At 37.8% G+C, this 19515-nt stretch carries 16 protein-coding genes; 4 read left to right on the top strand and 12 right to left on the bottom strand.

The features are described 5' to 3' along the window. Positions 1-110: 110 nt before the first annotated feature. The 3 genes from RV13_RS01145 to RV13_RS01130 form a co-directional block, all read right to left on the bottom strand. Complete coding sequence (locus tag RV13_RS01145) at positions 111-1643, bottom strand: AcpB/EbpR/MafR family transcriptional regulator (protein WP_010743412.1); 1533 nt, start codon at positions 1641-1643, stop codon at positions 111-113. A 148-nt stretch (positions 1644-1791) separates the two neighbouring features. Beyond that, positions 1792-2193, bottom strand: coding sequence for a VOC family protein (locus RV13_RS01140; protein WP_010743411.1), 402 nt, complete (start codon positions 2191-2193; stop codon positions 1792-1794). A gap of 444 nt (positions 2194-2637) precedes the next feature. Beyond that, entirely contained in the window at positions 2638-3615 is a 978-nt protein-coding gene (locus tag RV13_RS01130; RefSeq protein ID WP_010743410.1) for a helix-turn-helix transcriptional regulator, read from the bottom strand. 140 nt (positions 3616-3755) lie between these two features. Here RV13_RS01130 and RV13_RS01125 point away from each other — a divergent pair, with 140 nt between their 5' ends. After that, complete coding sequence (locus RV13_RS01125; protein ID WP_010743409.1) at positions 3756-5792, top strand: FAD-dependent oxidoreductase; 2037 nt, start codon at positions 3756-3758, stop codon at positions 5790-5792. A gap of 41 nt (positions 5793-5833) precedes the next feature. Here RV13_RS01125 and RV13_RS01120 read toward each other — a convergent pair whose 3' ends face one another. The 5 genes from RV13_RS01120 to RV13_RS01100 form a co-directional block, all read right to left on the bottom strand. Continuing rightward, positions 5834-7258 carry a glycoside hydrolase family 1 protein gene (locus tag RV13_RS01120; RefSeq protein ID WP_010743408.1) on the bottom strand — a complete coding sequence of 475 codons (1425 nt, stop codon included), beginning with the start codon at positions 7256-7258 and terminating at the stop codon, positions 5834-5836. 188 nt (positions 7259-7446) lie between these two features. Further along, a complete protein-coding gene (locus RV13_RS01115) occupies positions 7447-8196 on the bottom strand; it encodes a MerR family transcriptional regulator (protein WP_010743407.1) in 750 nt (249 codons plus the stop codon). 10 nt (positions 8197-8206) lie between these two features. Beyond that, a complete protein-coding gene (locus RV13_RS01110) occupies positions 8207-10183 on the bottom strand; it encodes a HelD family protein (protein WP_010743406.1) in 1977 nt (658 codons plus the stop codon). 228 nt (positions 10184-10411) lie between these two features. Continuing rightward, the gene (locus RV13_RS01105) at positions 10412-11383 is read right to left on the bottom strand and encodes a glycoside hydrolase family 43 protein (protein ID WP_010743405.1); all 972 of its coding nucleotides are present in this window, start codon (positions 11381-11383) and stop codon (positions 10412-10414) included. A gap of 14 nt (positions 11384-11397) precedes the next feature. Further along, positions 11398-12660: an oligosaccharide MFS transporter gene (locus RV13_RS01100; RefSeq protein ID WP_010743404.1), complete on the bottom strand. Its 1263-nt coding sequence runs from the start codon at positions 12658-12660 to the stop codon at positions 11398-11400. Positions 12661-12881: 221 nt separating this feature from the next. Between RV13_RS01100 and RV13_RS01095 the strand changes: the two genes are divergently transcribed. Together RV13_RS01095 and RV13_RS01090 are read left to right on the top strand one after the other, a co-directional pair. After that, on the top strand, positions 12882-13775 hold the full coding sequence (locus tag RV13_RS01095; RefSeq protein WP_010743403.1) for an ArsR/SmtB family transcription factor: 894 nt from the start codon (positions 12882-12884) through the stop codon (positions 13773-13775). A 314-nt stretch (positions 13776-14089) separates the two neighbouring features. Beyond that, the gene (locus tag RV13_RS01090) at positions 14090-16054 is read left to right on the top strand and encodes a VWA domain-containing protein (protein WP_010743402.1); all 1965 of its coding nucleotides are present in this window, start codon (positions 14090-14092) and stop codon (positions 16052-16054) included. 76 nt (positions 16055-16130) lie between these two features. Here the strand turns inward: RV13_RS01090 and RV13_RS01085 are convergent, their stop codons facing one another. The 3 genes from RV13_RS01085 to RV13_RS01075 all read right to left on the bottom strand — a co-directional run bounded on the left by RV13_RS01085 (position 16131) and on the right by RV13_RS01075 (position 17890). Then, positions 16131-17114, bottom strand: coding sequence for a choloylglycine hydrolase family protein (locus RV13_RS01085; RefSeq protein ID WP_010743401.1), 984 nt, complete (start codon positions 17112-17114; stop codon positions 16131-16133). A gap of 96 nt (positions 17115-17210) precedes the next feature. Next, complete coding sequence (locus tag RV13_RS01080) at positions 17211-17399, bottom strand: hypothetical protein (RefSeq protein ID WP_010743400.1); 189 nt, start codon at positions 17397-17399, stop codon at positions 17211-17213. A gap of 11 nt (positions 17400-17410) precedes the next feature. Continuing rightward, complete coding sequence (locus tag RV13_RS01075) at positions 17411-17890, bottom strand: Rrf2 family transcriptional regulator (RefSeq protein ID WP_174520498.1); 480 nt, start codon at positions 17888-17890, stop codon at positions 17411-17413. A gap of 474 nt (positions 17891-18364) precedes the next feature. On the opposite strand from RV13_RS01075, the gene RV13_RS01070 reads away from it, so the two are divergent. Continuing rightward, a complete protein-coding gene (locus RV13_RS01070; protein ID WP_010743398.1) occupies positions 18365-18973 on the top strand; it encodes a histidine phosphatase family protein in 609 nt (202 codons plus the stop codon). Positions 18974-19025: 52 nt separating this feature from the next. Here the strand turns inward: RV13_RS01070 and RV13_RS01065 are convergent, their stop codons facing one another. Beyond that, positions 19026-19496 (bottom strand): cyclophilin-like fold protein, encoded by a 471-nt coding sequence (locus tag RV13_RS01065; RefSeq protein ID WP_010743397.1) that lies wholly within the window; start codon positions 19494-19496, stop codon positions 19026-19028. Between the last annotated feature and the right edge of the window lie 19 nt (positions 19497-19515).

Below are 19515 nucleotides of genomic sequence, written 5' to 3'. Positions count from 1 at the left end.
TTTTACACCTCGCGCTTATTTTTTTCAGCTAGTTTCAGTTATATCAAATTATTCTTTTCATAAATTTCAAAAAGCGCTCCGCTATGGAACGCTTTTTGAAAGGCATAAAACTAGATTTTCTTTTTATTTTCTGAAATTTCTTCTAGTGCTTGATTGATCCTGGTTATATCTGTCATGGATAATTTTTTGCTCACTACAACTATTTGTGCATCAGGATATGCTGCTTTCATGTCCTTTAGATTTCCGGTCGTCAATAAAACGTCCGCATGCTTGCTTGACGTTTCAAAGATATCTGTAATCGTCACATTATATAAATAGCTGAAGTACCCACGTAGTTGTCTAATGAAATTTTTAGTCATCAGACTCGGCATATCGCTCTCAACTAAAATCGTTAATGGAACCTCAAATTGACAAGGATCAGAAAAAAATAAGCTGTTTTTTAAATAAGGGATTAGTAAAAAATCTTCCTCCAAAAAAATTGGATTTTTAGATGCTTTATATAAAGACTCCACGAAGATACGTGTCTTTTTCACCAAGTGCGGATACCGTTCAGAAAAGATTGCTTTATACGTATTTCCCGTCATATCTGTGTTAAAGCCTTTAAAGTACATCGCAAAAAAGTGACTGCTCAAAATATAATTACGGAAACATAAATACTCTTCCTTTTTAATAGGAAAGAACTCGTCCTGAAATCTCCTCAACATTAATTCTGTTGCGCTATAAATCAAAGTGTTCTGATTTTTTTGTTGCTGATACAACTCGTGAATGATAGGATCCTTAAAAATATCAATGGTTTTAGACATAGACACCCATACTAGAAAAAAGAAAGGAATCTCCGACTGCTTTGTGTTTATTGCCCCTTGCTTCTGGCAAATGATCTCCTTAAATCTAGGATATAGCTGATTTGTCGTTATCTGAGTCTCTAAAGCTTCAGGCATTTTGAGTATATTGCCTTTTCTTGTTCGAATGATGGCCTCCGCAAAAATGTATGATAGTTGTTTTTTGTAAGTGTAGGGAATTTTTGGATACACAGTAAATTTACTATTTAAAACTTCATCTACATAAGAATCAATTAGCTGCTCGTTCACATAGTCAAAGGGCCAGCTGCTTCCTCGAAAAATGCTCCAGAAAAAAATAACCATACACATGCGGATTTGATATTCTTCTCCCTGTAATTGGAAATTTTCTCTTCCAATCTCGATATGATAGCGTTCTAACAATTTTTGTACCTTACTCATATCTCTTCGAACAGTTGATTCACTGATAAAGTGTTCTAATGCGTAGTCACGTACACTAGTGAATTCATCCATAATTAAAGCTTTCAAAAGGACTACAGTGGAACAGTCTTTGACAATTTCTGTCACTAGATTATACACATCTGCATCTAGCCCAACAATTAATCGAACCCCTTTTCCTTTTGATTGTTGGAAGGAAAATTTTTCTGAATGAAGACTCTCTATTTTCTCTGAAAGACTGTTTATTATGTTTAATGTCATTCGTTTACTCAGTCCTAGTTTTTCACTTAGCCACTCGCGAGTGACCCAACGTCCACCTTTTTCATTCAGTAATAAAACCATCCGTCGTTGATTGAATGTTACACGATCAAACAGTTCTTCAAAGTAATCTTTTTCTGCTGTGACCATTTGCCCATCTCTTTTCTAGTGAATCAAAAGCTTCTCTCTTTTCATTAACTACTAAATCATAGTAAAAAAATGAGAAAAAGGATATTTTAACGCTTAGGCAACATTTTTAGTATTCAAAAAAGATCACGGATTGCTCCGTGACCCGCGATTAATTTTCAGCCATCCAAACAGGTTCAAATTGATTGCCATCTAAATCCATTACTTCTAAGCTAAACATTTGATCTTCAGGAATTCCCATATCAACACTGAAATAGTCTCCACCATTCACTTTTGCAGCTTCCGCAATTTTTTTAACCGCCGCTGGACTTTCTACAGAAAAAGCTGTCAGGGTGCCACTTTGACTTTTTGTATCTGCAATTTTTTTATTTTTAAGGAATAAATTATAAAAATCGTATTCTAACAGCATGATCCAAAAATGATCATCCCATACCATTGAACTAGAACGCTCATTAGAAAACTCTTCATTCTTCTTAAAACCAAGTTTTGCATAAAATTCCGTTGAAGCCTGCACATCTTTTACTGGGTAATTTACAAATACCATCGTTGCCATGTTTTCCACTCCTCTAAACTTTCACTTATTATGCAAAAAAACTGAAACGAAAGCAAAGAAAGCGCTTGTAACAAAGTGAACGATTTCCTTTTTAATTAACCATTTCTCTGATTTCCTTAGAAAAATCTCTAATCTCATTAGCTGCATCGTTGTATTCAAAAAAATACATTTTCCCGTTATAAGAAAAGCAATCTAAATGATATTGATACATTTCGTCTCTATAATTGTCTTTCAATGACGTAAGTATAGAAATTCTCTCTAGCGAATTTTAGAGACTATGACAGAAACAAATGTGCCAATTTATCCGCATTTCGGTTTTGAGCTAGTTGAGGTTCACCATAGTTCAAGGGTTCCTTATGATGAATACTGTCTTATTAAGCGACCCAATTAGCTAAAAGTGAAAGCAGAATCCGCTTATGTTTAGGCGGATTCTGCTTTTGTCATTCATTTTTTGTTAAAGTTCATTAATAGTGGGCAGTTTGTTTTTATCATTTCATTCACTTTCATCATTTCTTGCGTTTTTTTGCGATACTGAATTGGAGATAAATGGTACTTTTCTTTGAAGCGTTTACTAAAGTATGCGGAATTATTAAAGCCGCATTCAAAGGCAATTTCCGTAATCAAGCGATTGGTCTGATACAAAGAAATTGCGGCCGAAGTCAATCGTAGATCATTTAAGTAATGACTAAATGACAACTCAGCGGTTTGAAATATTTTTTGCAAAGTACGAATGGAGGTTTGACAATAGTGAGCAGTTTGCTCAATGGTCAATTGAGAATCCTTTAAATTCAGACGCATGAAATCCGTCGCTCGTACCAATAACCTGTTATAGTTTTGACTATCCAAAAATGGAGCTGACTCTGATAGCCACTCACAAAAAAGTTGCAGAAAATGTTTGAGTAACAATCGACTCTCCTCTTCGGAACAAAAGGAAAATTGTTCTGTCATCTGAAAAATCATCTCTAACAAATTACGCCCCATTCCTCTTTCTGCATTAATAATTCTACTGTTCTTAGGACTCTCCAAAAGTTTTTCTGTTTGACAATCCTTCGGAATGAATAAGTTAATCCCTTCTGTTCTTCTTTCACGCTGATAGTTACTAGTCGCTCGTAAATCAAAAATCCCAATCGTGTAGTCTTTTAAAATACTTGTGTGATGTCCATCAAAATGTCGTTCGAAACCATTTTTAACAAAACGAAAACCTAAATATTCTTTTCGGTCTTTGATACTTCGGGTAAAAACTCCCTGCGAACAATCAACAATACTGTGGGTGATAATGAAAGGATCCAATTGGTAGATTTTTGAAGCAGACAATGTTTCTCTGGGGCTGTTAATCGTGTATTGATAGTTTAACTGAGACAAACCATTTGAATAATCCTGCGATTTAGAAAACTGAGAACAATGGATTTTTCCTTTTACCATCCGTTTTTCCGCTCCCCTCGCGCAATAGTTATACTCCACGTGCGTTAAAATCATAGCTTGCGATATCAGAGGTTCTATACTTAAATTATACTATTTGATCAAATTTTCACAACACTATTTAACAAAGGAGGAAGTATTGTATGACAGCAAAATTTGAGCAGTTGTTTTCCCCTTTACAAATTGGTTCCGTTGAAATCCCCAATCGTATTGCCATGATGCCAATGGGTGTCTTTTCCGCCCGTTTGCTAAGCACTGAGACTGTTGCCTATACAAAAGAAGGCGCCGATTATTATATTGAGAGAGCAAAAGGCGGTACGGGGTTAATTATCACTGGCTTGATGCCCGTTGTGGCCAACATGGGCTTTTGTATCCTGAATAATCCTGAAGGCTATGTCAAAGAAATGAAGTATTTGATGGATGGGGTTCATGAAGCTGGCAGCAAAGTTTTTGTTCAATTAACCGCTTTAACTGGTCGAGCGAATCACGGATTAGTTGGCATCTGCCCTGCCCCTGCTCCGATTCAAAACGTTTGGGACCCGACCAAAACAGATCGCGGAATGTCGAGAGAAGAAATCAAAGAATATATCCAAAACTTTGCCAAAGGAGCGAAGCTTGTTCAAGAAGCTGGCGGCGACGGTGTGGAAATTCATGCTGTGCATGAAGGCTATCTACTGGATCAATTCGCTATCTCCTTCTTCAATCGTCGAACGGACGAATACGGCGGCTCATTAGAAAATCGTCTGCGAATCATTAAGGAAATCGTGGAAGCGATCAAAGATGCCTGTGGCCAAAACTTCCCAGTATCTATGCGCTATAGTGTTAAAAGCTATGTGAAAGATTTTAATCGTGGCGCCATTCCAGGAGAAACGTTTGAAGAAAAAGGACGCGATTATGAAGAATCCTTTATTGTTGCTAAAAAACTGGAGGAATTCGGCTATGATATGTTGAATTGTGATAATGGAAGCTACGACTCATGGTTCTGGGCACACCCGCCAATGTACATGCCGAAAGCCTGCAATCTGGAAGACGTCATGAAAGTGAAAGAAGTTGTTTCTATCCCTGTCGCTTGTGCCGGAAGATTCGATGATCCAGCCCTAGCCAATCAAGTGATTGCGGAAGGAAAACTAGATATTATGGGAATGGGACGTCCACTGTTAGCTGATCCTTATGCACCGCAGAAATTTTCTCAAGGCCGTTTAGATGATGTTCGTCCATGTATCTATTGCCATCAGGGCTGTTTAGGTCGAATTTTCCAATTCAAGGACATTTCTTGTGCAGTGAATCCTGCCTGCGGTCGCGAAAAGAGCTATGCGTTGACTCCTTCTGATACGAAGAAAAAAGTGATGGTGGTCGGTGGCGGTATCGGTGGCATGGAGGCTGCTCGAGTGGCAGCGATTCGTGGACATGAGGTTGATTTGTTTGAGAAGACAGATCAGCTGGGAGGTGTATTTGTAGTTGCGTCTACTCCCGACTTTAAAGAGGATGATCGTCAACTTTTGGCTTGGTACAAAAAACAAATGAAGGACTTACACGTGACGATTCATATGAATAGCGAAGTTACTGAAGCACAAACGAAAGGTTATGATGAAATCTTTGTTGCTACAGGAGCAAATGAACGCCGTTTAGACACTCCTGGCTTTGATAGTGATCATGTGACTTATGCGATTGATGCGTTACGCTATAAAGAAATTGAAGGCGAAAACGTGGTCGTTGTCGGAGGTGGACTAACAGGCTGTGAAATCGCTTATGATCTAGCGAAGAAAGGGAAAAAAGTAACGATTGTTGAAGCAAGTGAGACGATTTTAAATGCCTTTGGTTTGTCAGCGGCTAATTACAACATGATGATGGAACTTTTAGATTATTATCAAGTGACGGTCTTGAAGAATTCGGTGGTTGATAATTTTGCGGATGGGACTGCTTTTGTAACGGAGACAGTTAAAAATTATCCAAACGTTGCCAATCGTGCACAACATATGTTTGCTCTAGGTGTACAAGGAATGCCTAAACTACATGAAATCCCAGCAGATGATATTATCGTTTCTGTTGGTTACATTCCAGATGACGCGTTGTATCATGCGATTAAAGCAGATCATGTGCACCTTATTGGAGATGCCAAAAAACCAACAAATGTCATGGATGCCATTTGGGCAGCTTATGAAGCAGCAATGAACGTTTAAATAGCAAGGGAAGTCACATTCGCTGACTTCCCTTGTTCATACTATTCTGAAGCTAAGTCTTTACCATTAGAAGCAATGACTTTTTTATACCAGTAGAAACTGTCCTTGCGGCTGCGATCAAAGGTCCCTTTTCCTTCATCATCCTTATCGACATAAATAAAGCCGTAGCGTTTCGACATTTCTCCTGTGCCGCCAGAAACCAAATCAATACAGCCCCAAGGTGTATAGCCAATTAGATCTACCCCATCATCAATTGCTTTTGCCATTTCCTCAATATGGCGACGGACGTAATCAATTCGATACTCATCATGGATTGAGCCATCTGCTTCTACTTTATCAACGGCTCCTAAGCCATTTTCCACGATCATTAATGGAATTTCATATCGATCATATAGCTCGTTCAGCGTGAAGCGAAGACCGATCGGATCGATTTGCCACCCCCATTCGCTCGTTTCTAAATAGTCATTTTTCACACCACCAAATAGGTTTCCGCCAACACGATCACCGCTCTCGTCAATATTTGCGGTGGCACAGCTGGTCATATAATAAGAGAAGGTATAGTAATCCACCGTTCCTTCCTTTAAAATCTCTTCATCGCCCTCTTCAAATGCTAGCTGAATATTATGCTTCGCAAAATAATTGTTCATATAATACGGATACTTTCCTTTGACTTGGACATCGCCGCAAAACCAATTCAATTTCTTCACCAGTTCTTGATTTGCTAACACATCCTCCGGTTTACAGGTCAGCGGATACATAGTCATATAGGCTAGCATACAACCAATTTTGAAATCGGGATTGATTTCATGACCGATTTTTACTGCTTTGGCACTAGCGATGAACATGTGGTGTAAAGCTTGGTAGCGTCGTTCCTCGTTGTCTTCTTCAGCTAAAATACCCAAAAGATTTCTTCCGCCCAACGGCAGTGTACCAAAATTAATTTCATTAAATGTTAACCAATAGGTTACCTTTTCTTTATAGCGATTAAATACTGTCTTGGCATAATTCACGAAAAAATCGATGGTTTTACGATTAGCAAATCCGCCATAATTCTCAGCAAGTGCATACGGTAATTCAAAATGACTGATGGTTACTAACGGCTCGATGCCATATTTTTTACATTCATCAAATACTTTGTCATAAAAAGCCAATCCTGCTTCATTCGGTTTGGTCTCATCACCTTTAGGAAAAATTCGTGACCACGCAATACTCAACCGAAAAACTTTAAATCCCATCTCCGCAAACAGTGAGATATCTTCTTTGTAGCGATGATAGAAATCAATTCCATCATGATTTGGATAATAGCCATCTGGTTCGATTGTTGGTGTCAGTAGTCTATGTTTGTGAAGCCCCCCTGCGCGCATATGATCCGGGATACTTTCCCCTTTACCATCTATATTCCAAGCCCCTTCACATTGGTTAGCTGCTGTGGCGCCGCCCCACAAAAAATCTTTAGGAAATGTCATTCACTTCATCCTCGCTTCTGATTATTTTTTGAATAGTTCCATTAAAACAATAAAAACCCATCAACAAATAAAGCGCTCATCACGCTTAATTTATCAATAGGTTTAGCTTGCTTTTGGCAATCACTATCCATTTGTATTTATTTCTATAAAAGTATAGCACTACAAATCCAATTGATGCAAACGCTTTTTTAGTTATTTTTAAAAAAGCGCTGCTGTAATTTCTTAACTAGTTCTTTCAATTCACAGGCATTAGACTTCGCCTTTTCCAGTGAATCGATTAAATTGTCACAAGCAGTAAGAATACTCTCATCGGGATCGACCGGGTTGAGTAAAGATTTGATATCCTGCTTTTCTTGGTCAATTGCGTTCAACATGCGCAAAATAGCTGCCAGAGAATACTTGGCTGATCGTAACGTACGAATAATTTTTAGTCGCTTGATATCCTCTGTATCGTAGGTGCGATAATTATTCTTCCTTCTTTTGATTGCCAGCAGTCCATTTCGTTCCCAATTTCTCAGAGATTCGGAGGTAACCTCCAAATACTCTGCTGCCTCGCTCCTAGTAAGAAAAAGAGCCGGCTCCTCTGTTTTCCCAGCAAGAAGCTCCTCCACCACTACAATCACTTCGTTTGCTCGAGTAATTTCTTGATCCACCGAAGCCAGATAATCCTCCAACAGTGACTGCGCTTTTTCAAAATCATACCGCGCCACCGCCTTAACCATCTCCACCATAGTCATTCGTAAACCTGACTGCAATACTTCGATTTGAAAAGCGATCTGGGCAATTTTTATTGTCTCAATGTGATAGTCCGTAAAAACGCGATACCCATTTTCGGCTCTTGGAGGAATGGGTATGAGTTCCCACTCCTCATAGCGTCGAATCGTATTCGGGTGCAGGCCGACTATCTTAGCAACTTCAGACGTTTTATATGTTTTCATTTTGCTTTCCTCACTCTTTAATGAAAAGGGTCAATTCATGCAACGCACGAGAACAGCTAGTGTATAACTTATTACTTTTTTTTCCTAGCTGGTCGGAACGAATATCTGGTAAGATCACCTGATCAAACTCTAACCCCTTGGCGAATTGAGGTGTTGTCAGAATAATTCCTTCAGAGATTTTCTTCGTGTCTTTCTCAAAACGAACCATGTTTTCCTCCGGGAAATCCGCTTCGATCGTTGCAGCTTCCTGCCAATTCTGACAAATTATACCACAAGAGCTATGGTCGCTTTCATTAAATTCTACAATTTTTTTAGCCATTTTTTCTTTGGTATAGGGCTGAACCTCTACTTCTTTTCCATATCGTTCTATGGGTTGAATCAATTCCTTCTCAGTGATAAATTGTTTAGCAAACGTCATAATTTCGAAACTAGAACGATAACTGGTCAAAAACTTTACCAGTCGTGCATTTGGAAGGACCGCTTGGATCGTTGAAAGAAAATCGGCTTCATAGGAAACAAGGGATTGATGAACATCTCCGCAAATAGTTTTTTGACAAGGAAACAATTGCTCAATCAAGGATAGTTGCAGCAACGAATAATCCTGCATTTCATCGATCACTAAATGCTTAATCTGATTGTTTGGTCTGATTCCCTCGATCATGTTCTTAAAATATAAATAAGGGTACAAATCAGAGTAAGCAATCAAATTTTTTTCTTCTATATAATAAGGTATGTTCATCGCTGATAAAAAGCGATAATAGTCTGACAAACTGCCTATGGCGTTGATTCTTTTTTTGAACTGCTTCATTATCTCCTTTAAAAAAGCTTCACGTCGGTGTTCTGAGACACGTTTGCTAAGCAAATAAGAAATTTCTTGAATGATTTCAAATAAGCTTTTTCGGGTCTGCTGTGTGACATACTTTTTAATGTCCTTTGTGGAAATCAGTTGACCTTCAATAGCGATGTCTGCTGAATAAAGCTTGGCTTTCATTTGTTCATAGTGATTCAAAAACACCTCCCAAAATTCTTTGGACTGCTTGTAGCGATATACCTGTGCTTGATCTGAGTGCGGATTCTCCATGACTTCTTTCAATTCGTCTTGGCGATCAGTAACTTGATACTTTTCTTCGATGAACATTGACCCGAGACTGACTATGTCAACTTGAGGCAGTTCATCTTCACCTAACTCCGGCAACACTGTGGAAATGTAATCCGCAAATACTTGGTTTGGTGAAAGGATCAAAATATCTGAAGCGGATAATTCTTCTTTCTTTTGATACAGCAAATAAGCCATGCGGTGAAGCGCGATCGAGGTCTTTCCTGAACCAGCGGCACCTTGAATAATCAGATTTTTTGTCTTTGTATCTCTAATTGCCTCATTCTGTTCTTTTTGTATCGTATGAATGATGGTTTTCATTTCATTTGATGTGCTTTTCCCAAGTTCTCGCAGGAGGAGTTCATCGTTAATCGCATCGTTAGTGTCTACGATAAAATTAATCGTTCCGTTTTTGATTTCAAATTGACGCTTTAACTGCAACTTCCCATAAAATTTTCGATTGTGAGATTCATAAAAAGCCTCGCCAAGAGAAAAATCGTAATACAGAGAAGAAATTGGTGCTCGCCAATCATAGATCAGCTGCTCCCCATAACGATCCGCAAAGCCATAACGTCCAATATAAAAGTCCTCCGATTCCTCCTCTTCATCGAATTGAAAGGAAATCTTACTAAAATAAGGCGTTTGCTTCTGATAGTTTAATTTTTTAAGGATGTTGGCTTCCAAAACACTTCGACTATCGATAAAATTCAAATTTTGGTGATGATTGTACACTTCGTACTTATCCAATTCATTTTTATAGTCAATTGTATAATGCTTCAGCTCTTTATAATTCGCTTCATTCTTATCCAAGGTTACTTCAACTTCAGAAATTTTGCTTTTTAGCTTCAAAGTTACCTCTGTTAGGTAGCGTTCCTCTGTCGTTGTATCCATCCAATCTCCCCTTTCTTCCTAATCTTAGCAAAGCTTTAAAGGGTGGTGTTATGGTGGAGGGTTAGAAATCGTGATACATAAAGATATGAGGAAGTGTCTTTAGTAATAAGCATTAGTTAACTATCGATTGATATACGGAGTTATGTTACAAAAGAAAAACCATTGTTCTCTTTTTTATCAAAAAAGACCTGGCGAATGGCCAAGTCTAATTCGAACTTATATCTTTAACTATCGGACTGTTTCTTTTTCTCTATAAGCAGCCGGCTCTCCAAATTGCGGGAAGCCAGCTTCGTCCCAAGAAAAAGCTTGGGCGTTCGCGTGACGATTAGGGTTATCTAATGGATCCCCTTTTTTATTTTTCTCAGGTCGAGCGTGGAAGATCAGCACATCCTCTGAATCATCCTCACTCTTAGTAAAGGAGTTATGTCCCGGACCATATTGATGATTCTTTTCAGAAGAAACAAAAACTGGCTGCAGGCTCTTATGCCAAGAATAGCCGTCCAATAGATCACTCGTTTCATCTGCCCAAAGCAATCCCATCGCATAGTTTTCATCTGTTGCACTACCAGAATAGGTAATAAAGATTTTACCGTTACGTTGAATAACCGCAGGACCCTCATTGACCCAAAAACCAATTTTTTCCCAATCATATTCAGGAATCGTCAACAACGTTTGTTTTCCTTTTAGCGTCCATGGATTTTCCATTTCAGAAATGTATAGATTCGAGTTTCCAGGAATTCGAGGATCTAGCTGTGCCCATACATAATAAAGCTTCCCTTGATGTTCAAAAGTAGTCGCATCTAAACTGAAACTCTCAAATTGTGTCACAACTTGCCCTTTTTCCACCCATTCTCCCTCGAACGGATCCGCGTATTCATTTTCTAATACGAACATCCGATGGTGATGGTGCTGATCACGAATTTCAGCATGATCGCTAGCAGCAAAGTAGATGTACCATTTCCCTTGAATGAAATGAATTTCTGGCGCCCAAATTAATTGGCTCATATTTCCTGTTTTATGTGCATGCCAAATTGTTACTGCTTCTGCCTCTCCTAATTCATTCAGTGATTTTGCTCTTCGTAATTCCAGTGTTTGGTAACCAGGTACAGAGCCCATAAAGTAATACCAGCCATCCTGGTGTTTGTATACCCAAGGATCTGCTCGTTCTAAGACAATTGGGTTATTGTAGTGTTTTTGCATATGAATTTCCTCCATTACCTCACTTCAACTGCATCTTCGGCAGAAGTAAGTGTGTGTTCATTTTTTTGGTCGTTTTCTAAGGTAAAGATACTAATAATCGTAATAATCAGGACTAACCCTGCTAACAACAAATAGGTTTTATGAAATCCGATACCATCATACAAGCTACCAGAAATCGTAGAAAAAATAAAAACAGAAACCTGCTTGGCGAAGTTTGAGCCCAGCATATAGATTGTCGCGTATAATTTCCGATCAAACGTATGTGAGATATACTTCATGATGGATACAAGCAGCAATGGCATTTCTAATCCGGCCAGCACCCGGAAAAAGATCAAGAATGGATAGCTTGGAGAGAGAGCGCTGCCAAATATACGTATAAAGGTAATAAAGCCGAAAATGATTAATCCTCGCTTCGCGCCAATCTTATTAATGATATAAGGCATCGGAATCATCAACAATAATTCCAAACCTACTTGCGCTGAAGCCATGTAGCTGTAGATAATGGTGCCATCATTTCCATTCTCAAAAAAGCTCTTGAAGTAAACAATGAACTGCTGATCAAATACATCATAGATAGCGGCAGCACCAATATAAAAAAGTGCCAGTGCCCAGAAATTTTTCAGTTTAAAAATCGAGAAAATTGTTTTTCGATCTAACTTTGACTCTTCTTCGTCAGTTGAAAGTTCAAGATCCCCTTCATCAACATCTACCTTATCAAAGAAGAGAACTAAAATAGTCAAAATTGTTCCCGCGATGGAGCAGGCCCAGAAAATCGCTGTAGGATTCCAAACGAATAATCTCCCTGCAACTAAAGTAGCGACGATTCCTGCTAGCGAACCACCCATACGTGAATGACCATACTCAAAATTGTTGACCCAGCTCGCACGCTCGATGTACTGTTCAATGACTCCGACACCGCCATTTAAAACAAAACTTAAATATAGTCCCGCAACTAAAACCGCCAAATATAAATTAATTCCCAATAACGGCAGCATAAGCCACTGAAAGAAAGGTCCTATAAATATAGCACTAGCAGAGATAGCTGCTAACAATGTCTTCTTGAACTTCAATCGATCGGAAGCGATTCCAAAAATTGGTTGAAAAATCAACGAAATACCTGCCATTACCGAAAACAGTAAGCCTGCTGCTGTCCCGCCTAATCCGGCAACCTGCTCCAACCATAAGGTTAAGTAGCCATAGACAACTGCCCAAGAGAAGAAATACGCAAAGTGACTTCCAGCAAAACTCCAAAAATGCTTTTTTTGATTGTTTACCATAATAATCTCCCTTAACATTTACATTAATCCAAAAAATAAATAGAAAGCGCTTTTCTTTTACTTTTTCATCATAAATCAATATTATCGCTATGTCAAACATAAATTTATTAATCTTTAACCACAAAAACACAATAGATTAACATTTTAATTAACATTAAACCGTTGATTTTTCTCTTATCCATAGTATAATTAAGGTAATCATTAATCCAAAGGAGATTTTTATGCAGCTAGATATTTCTCAAGACTCTCTCCCAGTATACGAAGCATTGGCCAGCTCTGTACGGCTAACAATCATTCAATTACTTTCCAAAAAGAAAATGAGCGTGAAAGAACTCGCCTCAGAACTAGGACTCAGTAGTGCAATTGTTACCATGCATGTAAAAAAATTAGAAACAGCTGGGCTAATTACCACAGATCGACTTGGTCGTTCAAAAGTTTCCAGCTTAAAGGTTGACTCGATTACCGTGAATTTTCCTAAAAAAATTTATACTGCCTACAATACCTTGGATACTTCTATTCCGATTGGTCAATACACCAACTTCTCCATTGTTCCGCCTTGCGGATTAGCGACGTCTGACGATTTCATCGGAATTAATGATCATCCAAAATATTTTATGGATCCTTTGCGAATGAACGCACAGATACTTTGGTTCACCCAAGGCTACATCGAATATCAAATTCCGAACCTATTAGAGAAAGAGCAAAAACTTGAAATGCTGGAGATTTCTATGGAAATTGCTTCAGAGTTTCCTTTTTCAAATAATAATTGGCCTTCTGACATTTCTTTTTCATTGAATGGAAAAAACTTAGGAACCTGGACTTCTCCTGGTGATTTCTCAGATATTCGTGGAAAAAATAATCCGGCATGGTATCCTGACAACTTGAACCAATATGGACTATTAAAAACTATTCGAATCATGGATCATGGAACCTATATGGAGGGCGAACCTCTATCGCCTACAAGAATTACTGATTTCAACTCAAACGAAACACAGCTATGGACATTAAGGATCGAGGTCAAATCCGATGCAAAAAATGTCGGTGGTTGTACGATCTACGGAAAAAAATTTGGAAATCACGAACAGGATATTGATTTTAAACTGTTTTATAGTTGATAAATATAAACCGCCCAGCAAAATTTTTGCTGGGCGGTTTTTCCAAAAAAAATTTTTAGAATTTTTCTTTTGTTAAGTATAAGGAATTCGTATGAGAAAATTCGAGGCAGAGTACTTGGTAAAAATCAAATTTTTTAGAAAATGAAGAATTAAAGTACTTCACCATATATAAAATAAATAATTTTTCAAATTTAAATAATATTATTTTTACCTCTGTTTTATTATTATAAATTCTTGTCTGCAGAGTATAATACATGATTTATAACTTTAACGATGCTATACTTTAGCTATTATAAATATCATTGGAGGATATTATGAAAAATAAATATTTTATTGTTTTCGGGGGATTACTCTCAGTACTATTCATTTTTTTCATCGCCAATTCCGAGAAAGTAAGGGCCGTTGAAAACAAATTTCAATACGAATCGACACAAATAGGAGATTATATAACTAACGGAGTTGCAAATGGCGATACCTACAATTATGGATATCAAGGAACGCAAGAGATTCCTATTGATAATGAAGGCTTTGTCAACTATGATGACCAAGCTTATGTGAAGAAAACCGTTAAGGCTAATCCGCAAAAACAAGGGCTTTTTGATGTAACATTAGACATCAAGGGAAATCAAATCTCTCATTCACCAATAGATATTGTTCTGGTTATCGACTACTCTTCTTCGATGAAAGGAGAAAAGTTGACCAATGCCTTAAAAGGGCTTCAAGAATTCGGCAACGAGTTAGGCAGCTCCTTTTCCAATGGCGTAGTAAAAATCGGTATTGTCGCCTATAATCGAAACGTCTATAGCACGAATGGATTCACAAATGATATGTCCCAGCTAGAAAATTTTTTGACTAATACGGCGGAAAGCCATACTGGAACCTTCATTCAAAAAGGGTTATACGCTGCCCAAGACCTTTTTGTAAATCATAGTCGAGCAGAAGCTGAAAAAATGTTGATCCACATTGGAGACGGAAGTGCAAACCGCAGCTATCTACCAACTGAAAATGCAACTCTTCATACAAACAATGGTGAGATCACAGCTTTCAAAGATTGGCATACAGATTCTTATTATACAGATTTCCAAACCAGCTCTGATAAGTTCAATACAAGTGATAACATTTCAGATACCAATGGCACGCTTGTTGATAAAGCAGTCGTTACTGACGCAACGTTGGGAACAATCGTAGCATTAAAAAGAAGTAACATCATCTCTTACTCAATTGGCACAGCACCCACAGCAAGAGGAGAATACATCGCAAGAAATATTGCAGATAAGGACAGTCATTACCGCTCTATTGATGAAAATCTTGTTGATTTAGGCGAAGCTTTGAAGGATATTCTTTCCGTGACAAAAACAATCCCTAACGGAACTGTCATAGACCCTATGGGGAAAGATATCTTATTGCAAGGAAGCGGTAACTTCTTACCAGAAAACTATACTCTAACTACATGGAGAAGAGATGCCAGCGGAACTTGGATTGCATTGGAACAACAAACAAATCTTCCAAGTGTGACTGAACAAAATCAAGTCATCACCCTTTCCAATTTATCTCTTGGAGAAAATGATCGCGTTACATTGACTTATCAGATCCGTTTAAACACTGAAGCCAACGACTTTAAAGGCGACTTTTGGTATTTGTGTAATCAACGGACTACTTTAGATCCAAATAGCGATGGGACCCTTTTAGATTTTCCAATTCCATCTATTAAAGCACCAAAAGTATCACTGGAATTAGAAAAGAAATGGAAAAACACACCAGAATCCTTGATTCCAGAAAAAATCGATTATCAAGTGAGTCGTACACCTTTAGTGACCTCTACTGCTTGGACTACTTCAGATACCATGGCTCTGAAAAAGGAAAAGAACTTTAAAACAACAATTACAACTGTCTCTGCACTCGGAGTGAATAATGACCTTCCCTTGTACAATAATGCCGGTGACACAATCAGCTATAGTATCAATGAGGTGAATATCCCAGCTGACTTCGAGTTGTCTACCAGCCAAGAAAATAATCACTTTATCTTAACCAATACGTACAAAAAGACTACACCTAGCAGTACCGAACCTAGCAACTCACAACCTGCGTCTTCTGAGTCGACTAGCTCTAGTGTACCAGCAATTACAACAACAGAGTCCACAAAGAAACAAGTAATCGCAAAAGCAGAAACAAAGAAACGTTACCCGCAAACAAATGATAAAAAGAGTAGTGCTATCTGGATTGTATTAGGTACTTCACTCATTGGTTTTTCTAGTTACTTCTTAAAGAAAATTAGTTAGCAAATAAATTTTAAACTAAAGCTTGAGATCAAAAAAACAATCTATTTGGAAGAGGGATTTCCAAATAGATTGTTTTTTAGTTTAGATTAGTTGTTTTAAATGCTTCGCTATACTCAAATTCTACTGGTTCTTTTTTGCTTAACAGTTCCTCATTCAGAGTAAGCTTAAAAACTTCTTGATTTTCGTAAGGATTAAAGTAATAGGTTCCCTCAGTAACATCGAAAATGGAGCGATATTGTGTGTAATCCACTGAACCATCATTTTTAATGTTTACACCTTTAGGAATGGTTACGTTATCTAAAATCTTGGTGATTGCATTTAGCGCCTCGTCTAAGGTACTTCCTGAATCTGTCAACGAACGGAGATAAGCTGTTCGAACAAATCGTTCAGGTGAAGTATAACCACCAGGCAACCCATATGTTCCAGAACCTTGCCCAAAGGGGGCCACTTCGAAGGCATCAATTTTTTTTGTTGGAAAATTGTTTGGCTGAAGACTCAGATAATTGTTTAAATTTTTTAAGTGCCATCCGAATTCTGGACTGTTGGTCATGACACCAACTGGATTTTCTTTTATTACCAATTCACCGCTATCTGATTCGATGACCACCGTTTCACCCGTCTTATCTGTAACGATAAAATGAAGGGGTGGAACAAAGCCTAGTACAGGAACCGCTTCATCTACTAAATTTATCGAAGCAATTTTTTCTCTTAGTTCAGAAATATCCGTGATACTTCCTAGCAACCACATAATAAATTCGTGAGGAGCCAAATTTATTTTGTTCTTTTTTATTTCAGAAGAATACTTCGCCTCGTTCAAAAAATAGAGTTCAGCAACTGCGAGGCCTTGTTCATTCACGCCATCCGCTAAAAAATATTCTCCTAAATTTCTTCCAGTACCTACAAAACCAAAAATCGTTTTTTGTTCTGCGTCTGCTTGCTGCTTCCAAGTATAATTTCTCGGAATGTATACAGGCCTTCCCTCAAGCTGAAAACCAAAATCCATGGTTCTTGCTAAAAAATGTTCCTTTGATTTGGTGGTTAATGTCAAACTAGTACACATAAACAATCCTCTCAATCTGCAAATAAATTTTTTTGGCGGTAGTCATCCCCTATGTTTCCCACCTAAAAAAGTTCTACTTCTTCTGTTTAAAAACTCTTATTTAAATCGATCTTTGATCGAAGAGGAAAGATCTTTAAATTGTTTGCCTACAGCTTTCCCTTTCTCTGCATACTCCTCGCCGACTTTTTTTCCTTCTTCGCTATATTTCTCTCCTAATTTAGCTCCTTGTTCCTTTGTTTGTTGAAAGGTTTCTTTCAAGTTATTGATTTCATCTTTAAATGACATGTTAATCTCTCCTATTCTTCATTTACTATTTTTTTCCAATCAATCATCAAAAAATCATCATCAGCTGTTTTTGGCAAAATTTCCGTTAACCGATGCGAACGTAATTGTTCAAAATATATCTCCTGTGCATTCGAATGTATTTTCTTAACTACATCTGATTTTTCTTTAATGAGTTCTTTATCCATAAACATCGCATGGATTGGCTCTAGATTTACCTGTGATAAGAACTGATTCTCACCCTCCACCGCTAAAAAAATATCGAGAAAATTAATTTCCTCCTTTGGTTTGTTTAGCTTATAGCCACCTTGCTTGGATGCATAGGACTCGATTAAATCCGCATGCTTGAGTTTTGATGCAATCTTTTGAAGATACGTGTGGGAGACATTCATTCGCTTGCTGATTTCACTGGCCTTTAATGATTCATTTTCCGGCAATTCTGCCAACATGACTAAAATTCCTATTGCTTGGACATAAGACGATGATAATTTCAAACAATCTCCTCCTTTTGTCGATATTATATATCCATAGACTTGTTTTGTCCACAAAAATGGTTAGTACTATTTTTTTATCAAACAAACGATAACTGAAAAGAATTTTTAATGAATTTCGAATTTGTCTATTTTGCCGTTCCTCTATAAAATGACTTATATAAAGTAGAATAAAAGGAGTGTATCCTATGATTGGAGGGACTTTTGATGAATCTTAACGAAAATACATATCCGCAGTTCTATTACCATCGTTTCCCATCCATAAATTTCTTTCCTACGATAAAATGATTCCAGATACAGGCTTCATTTATGTTCGATTGATTTCAATCATTTTTGCGTTGGCTGGTTGGGAAAATAGAAAAATTAACGCCGACTATTTATTCGAAGGATAAGAAGGGAAAGTCGAAAGAAAAAATAATGATGCGCTTATACTCTCCTTTTGATACTATTAAATTAGTGAATGAATGGGAGGCAGCTATGAAAAAGAAGCTATTTTTAATGCGTCACGGAGAAACGCTTTTTAACCGATTAAAAAAAATCCAAGGGGCCTGTGATTCCCCTTTAACTGAAAAAGGCATTCAACAAGCTAAGCAAGCCCGAGACTATTTTTATGAACAAGCGATTCATTTTGATCATCTTTACTCTTCTACTCAGGAACGGGCCAGTGATACGCTAGAAATAGTTACTGACGGGAGGCCTTATCGACGCTTGAAGGAACTAAAGGAAATGGGTTTTGGTTCTTATGAAGGTGAACAGCAGTTTTTACAGCCTGTGGGGCAGGAATATTTCGATTCTTTTTATCTTCAATTTGGTGGCGAATCCATGTCAAAGGTTCAAGAACGAATGACAACTGGCTTGCATCGAATCATGGCGCAGGAAGATCATCAGAATGTCTTGGCAGTCTCACATAACGGCGCCTGTGTCAGTTTTCTTCAGACGATTTGGGAGGGCGATGAAAATGAATTGGTTCGGACATTTCCTAACTGCGCAATCTTTGACTTAAGCTATGAAAACCAGCGATTCAAACTAGAAGATATTATTGATCCAGCAATCAAGCAAAGTATTCTGAAAAAACACGCGCAATGATCGGAAAATGATCGTTGCGCGTGTTTCTTCATACTCATGGTTTTCTTTCTGCTTACTGAATTCTTTCGACAACTACATCCCCACTTCCCAATTGCTCCGCTAGAAGTTCCGGTTTTCTTATGCGACCGATTCTTGTGTAGGAATAACTTGTTACAAAATTTTGATAAAAGATCACCAATGTTTGGTCCCCATAGAGCAAGACATCTCCTATTTCAATCTTTCCCACCTTTTCTGCCTGAACGGGAAGTGCTTGTGGAAGGTCAAAATATTTTTCATTTTGATGCAGATCCTTCATCGCAAATTCTTCTGGTAGAATTTCATGTAACTCATCAGCCGTTGTATTTCTCTCTAAATCGATCTGGTAGTCGTTTCCATTCATTTTTAGTTGGATCGTTTCACTCCCCTTACTATTCTTACTGGGTGCATTTATTTCCTGAGAAGAATCAGCAGTTCCACAGCCGGAAAGAAATACAAAATAGCTGCAGAATACCCCTATAAAAAGAAGTTTTCGCAAAAGCTTCATCCCTATCTACTCCTTTTCT

Source organism: Enterococcus raffinosus, from assembly GCF_001886185.1.
Taxonomy (GTDB): Bacteria; Bacillota; Bacilli; order Lactobacillales; family Enterococcaceae; genus Enterococcus_A; species Enterococcus_A raffinosus.
This window is presented reverse-complemented; position numbering and strand designations above follow the sequence as displayed.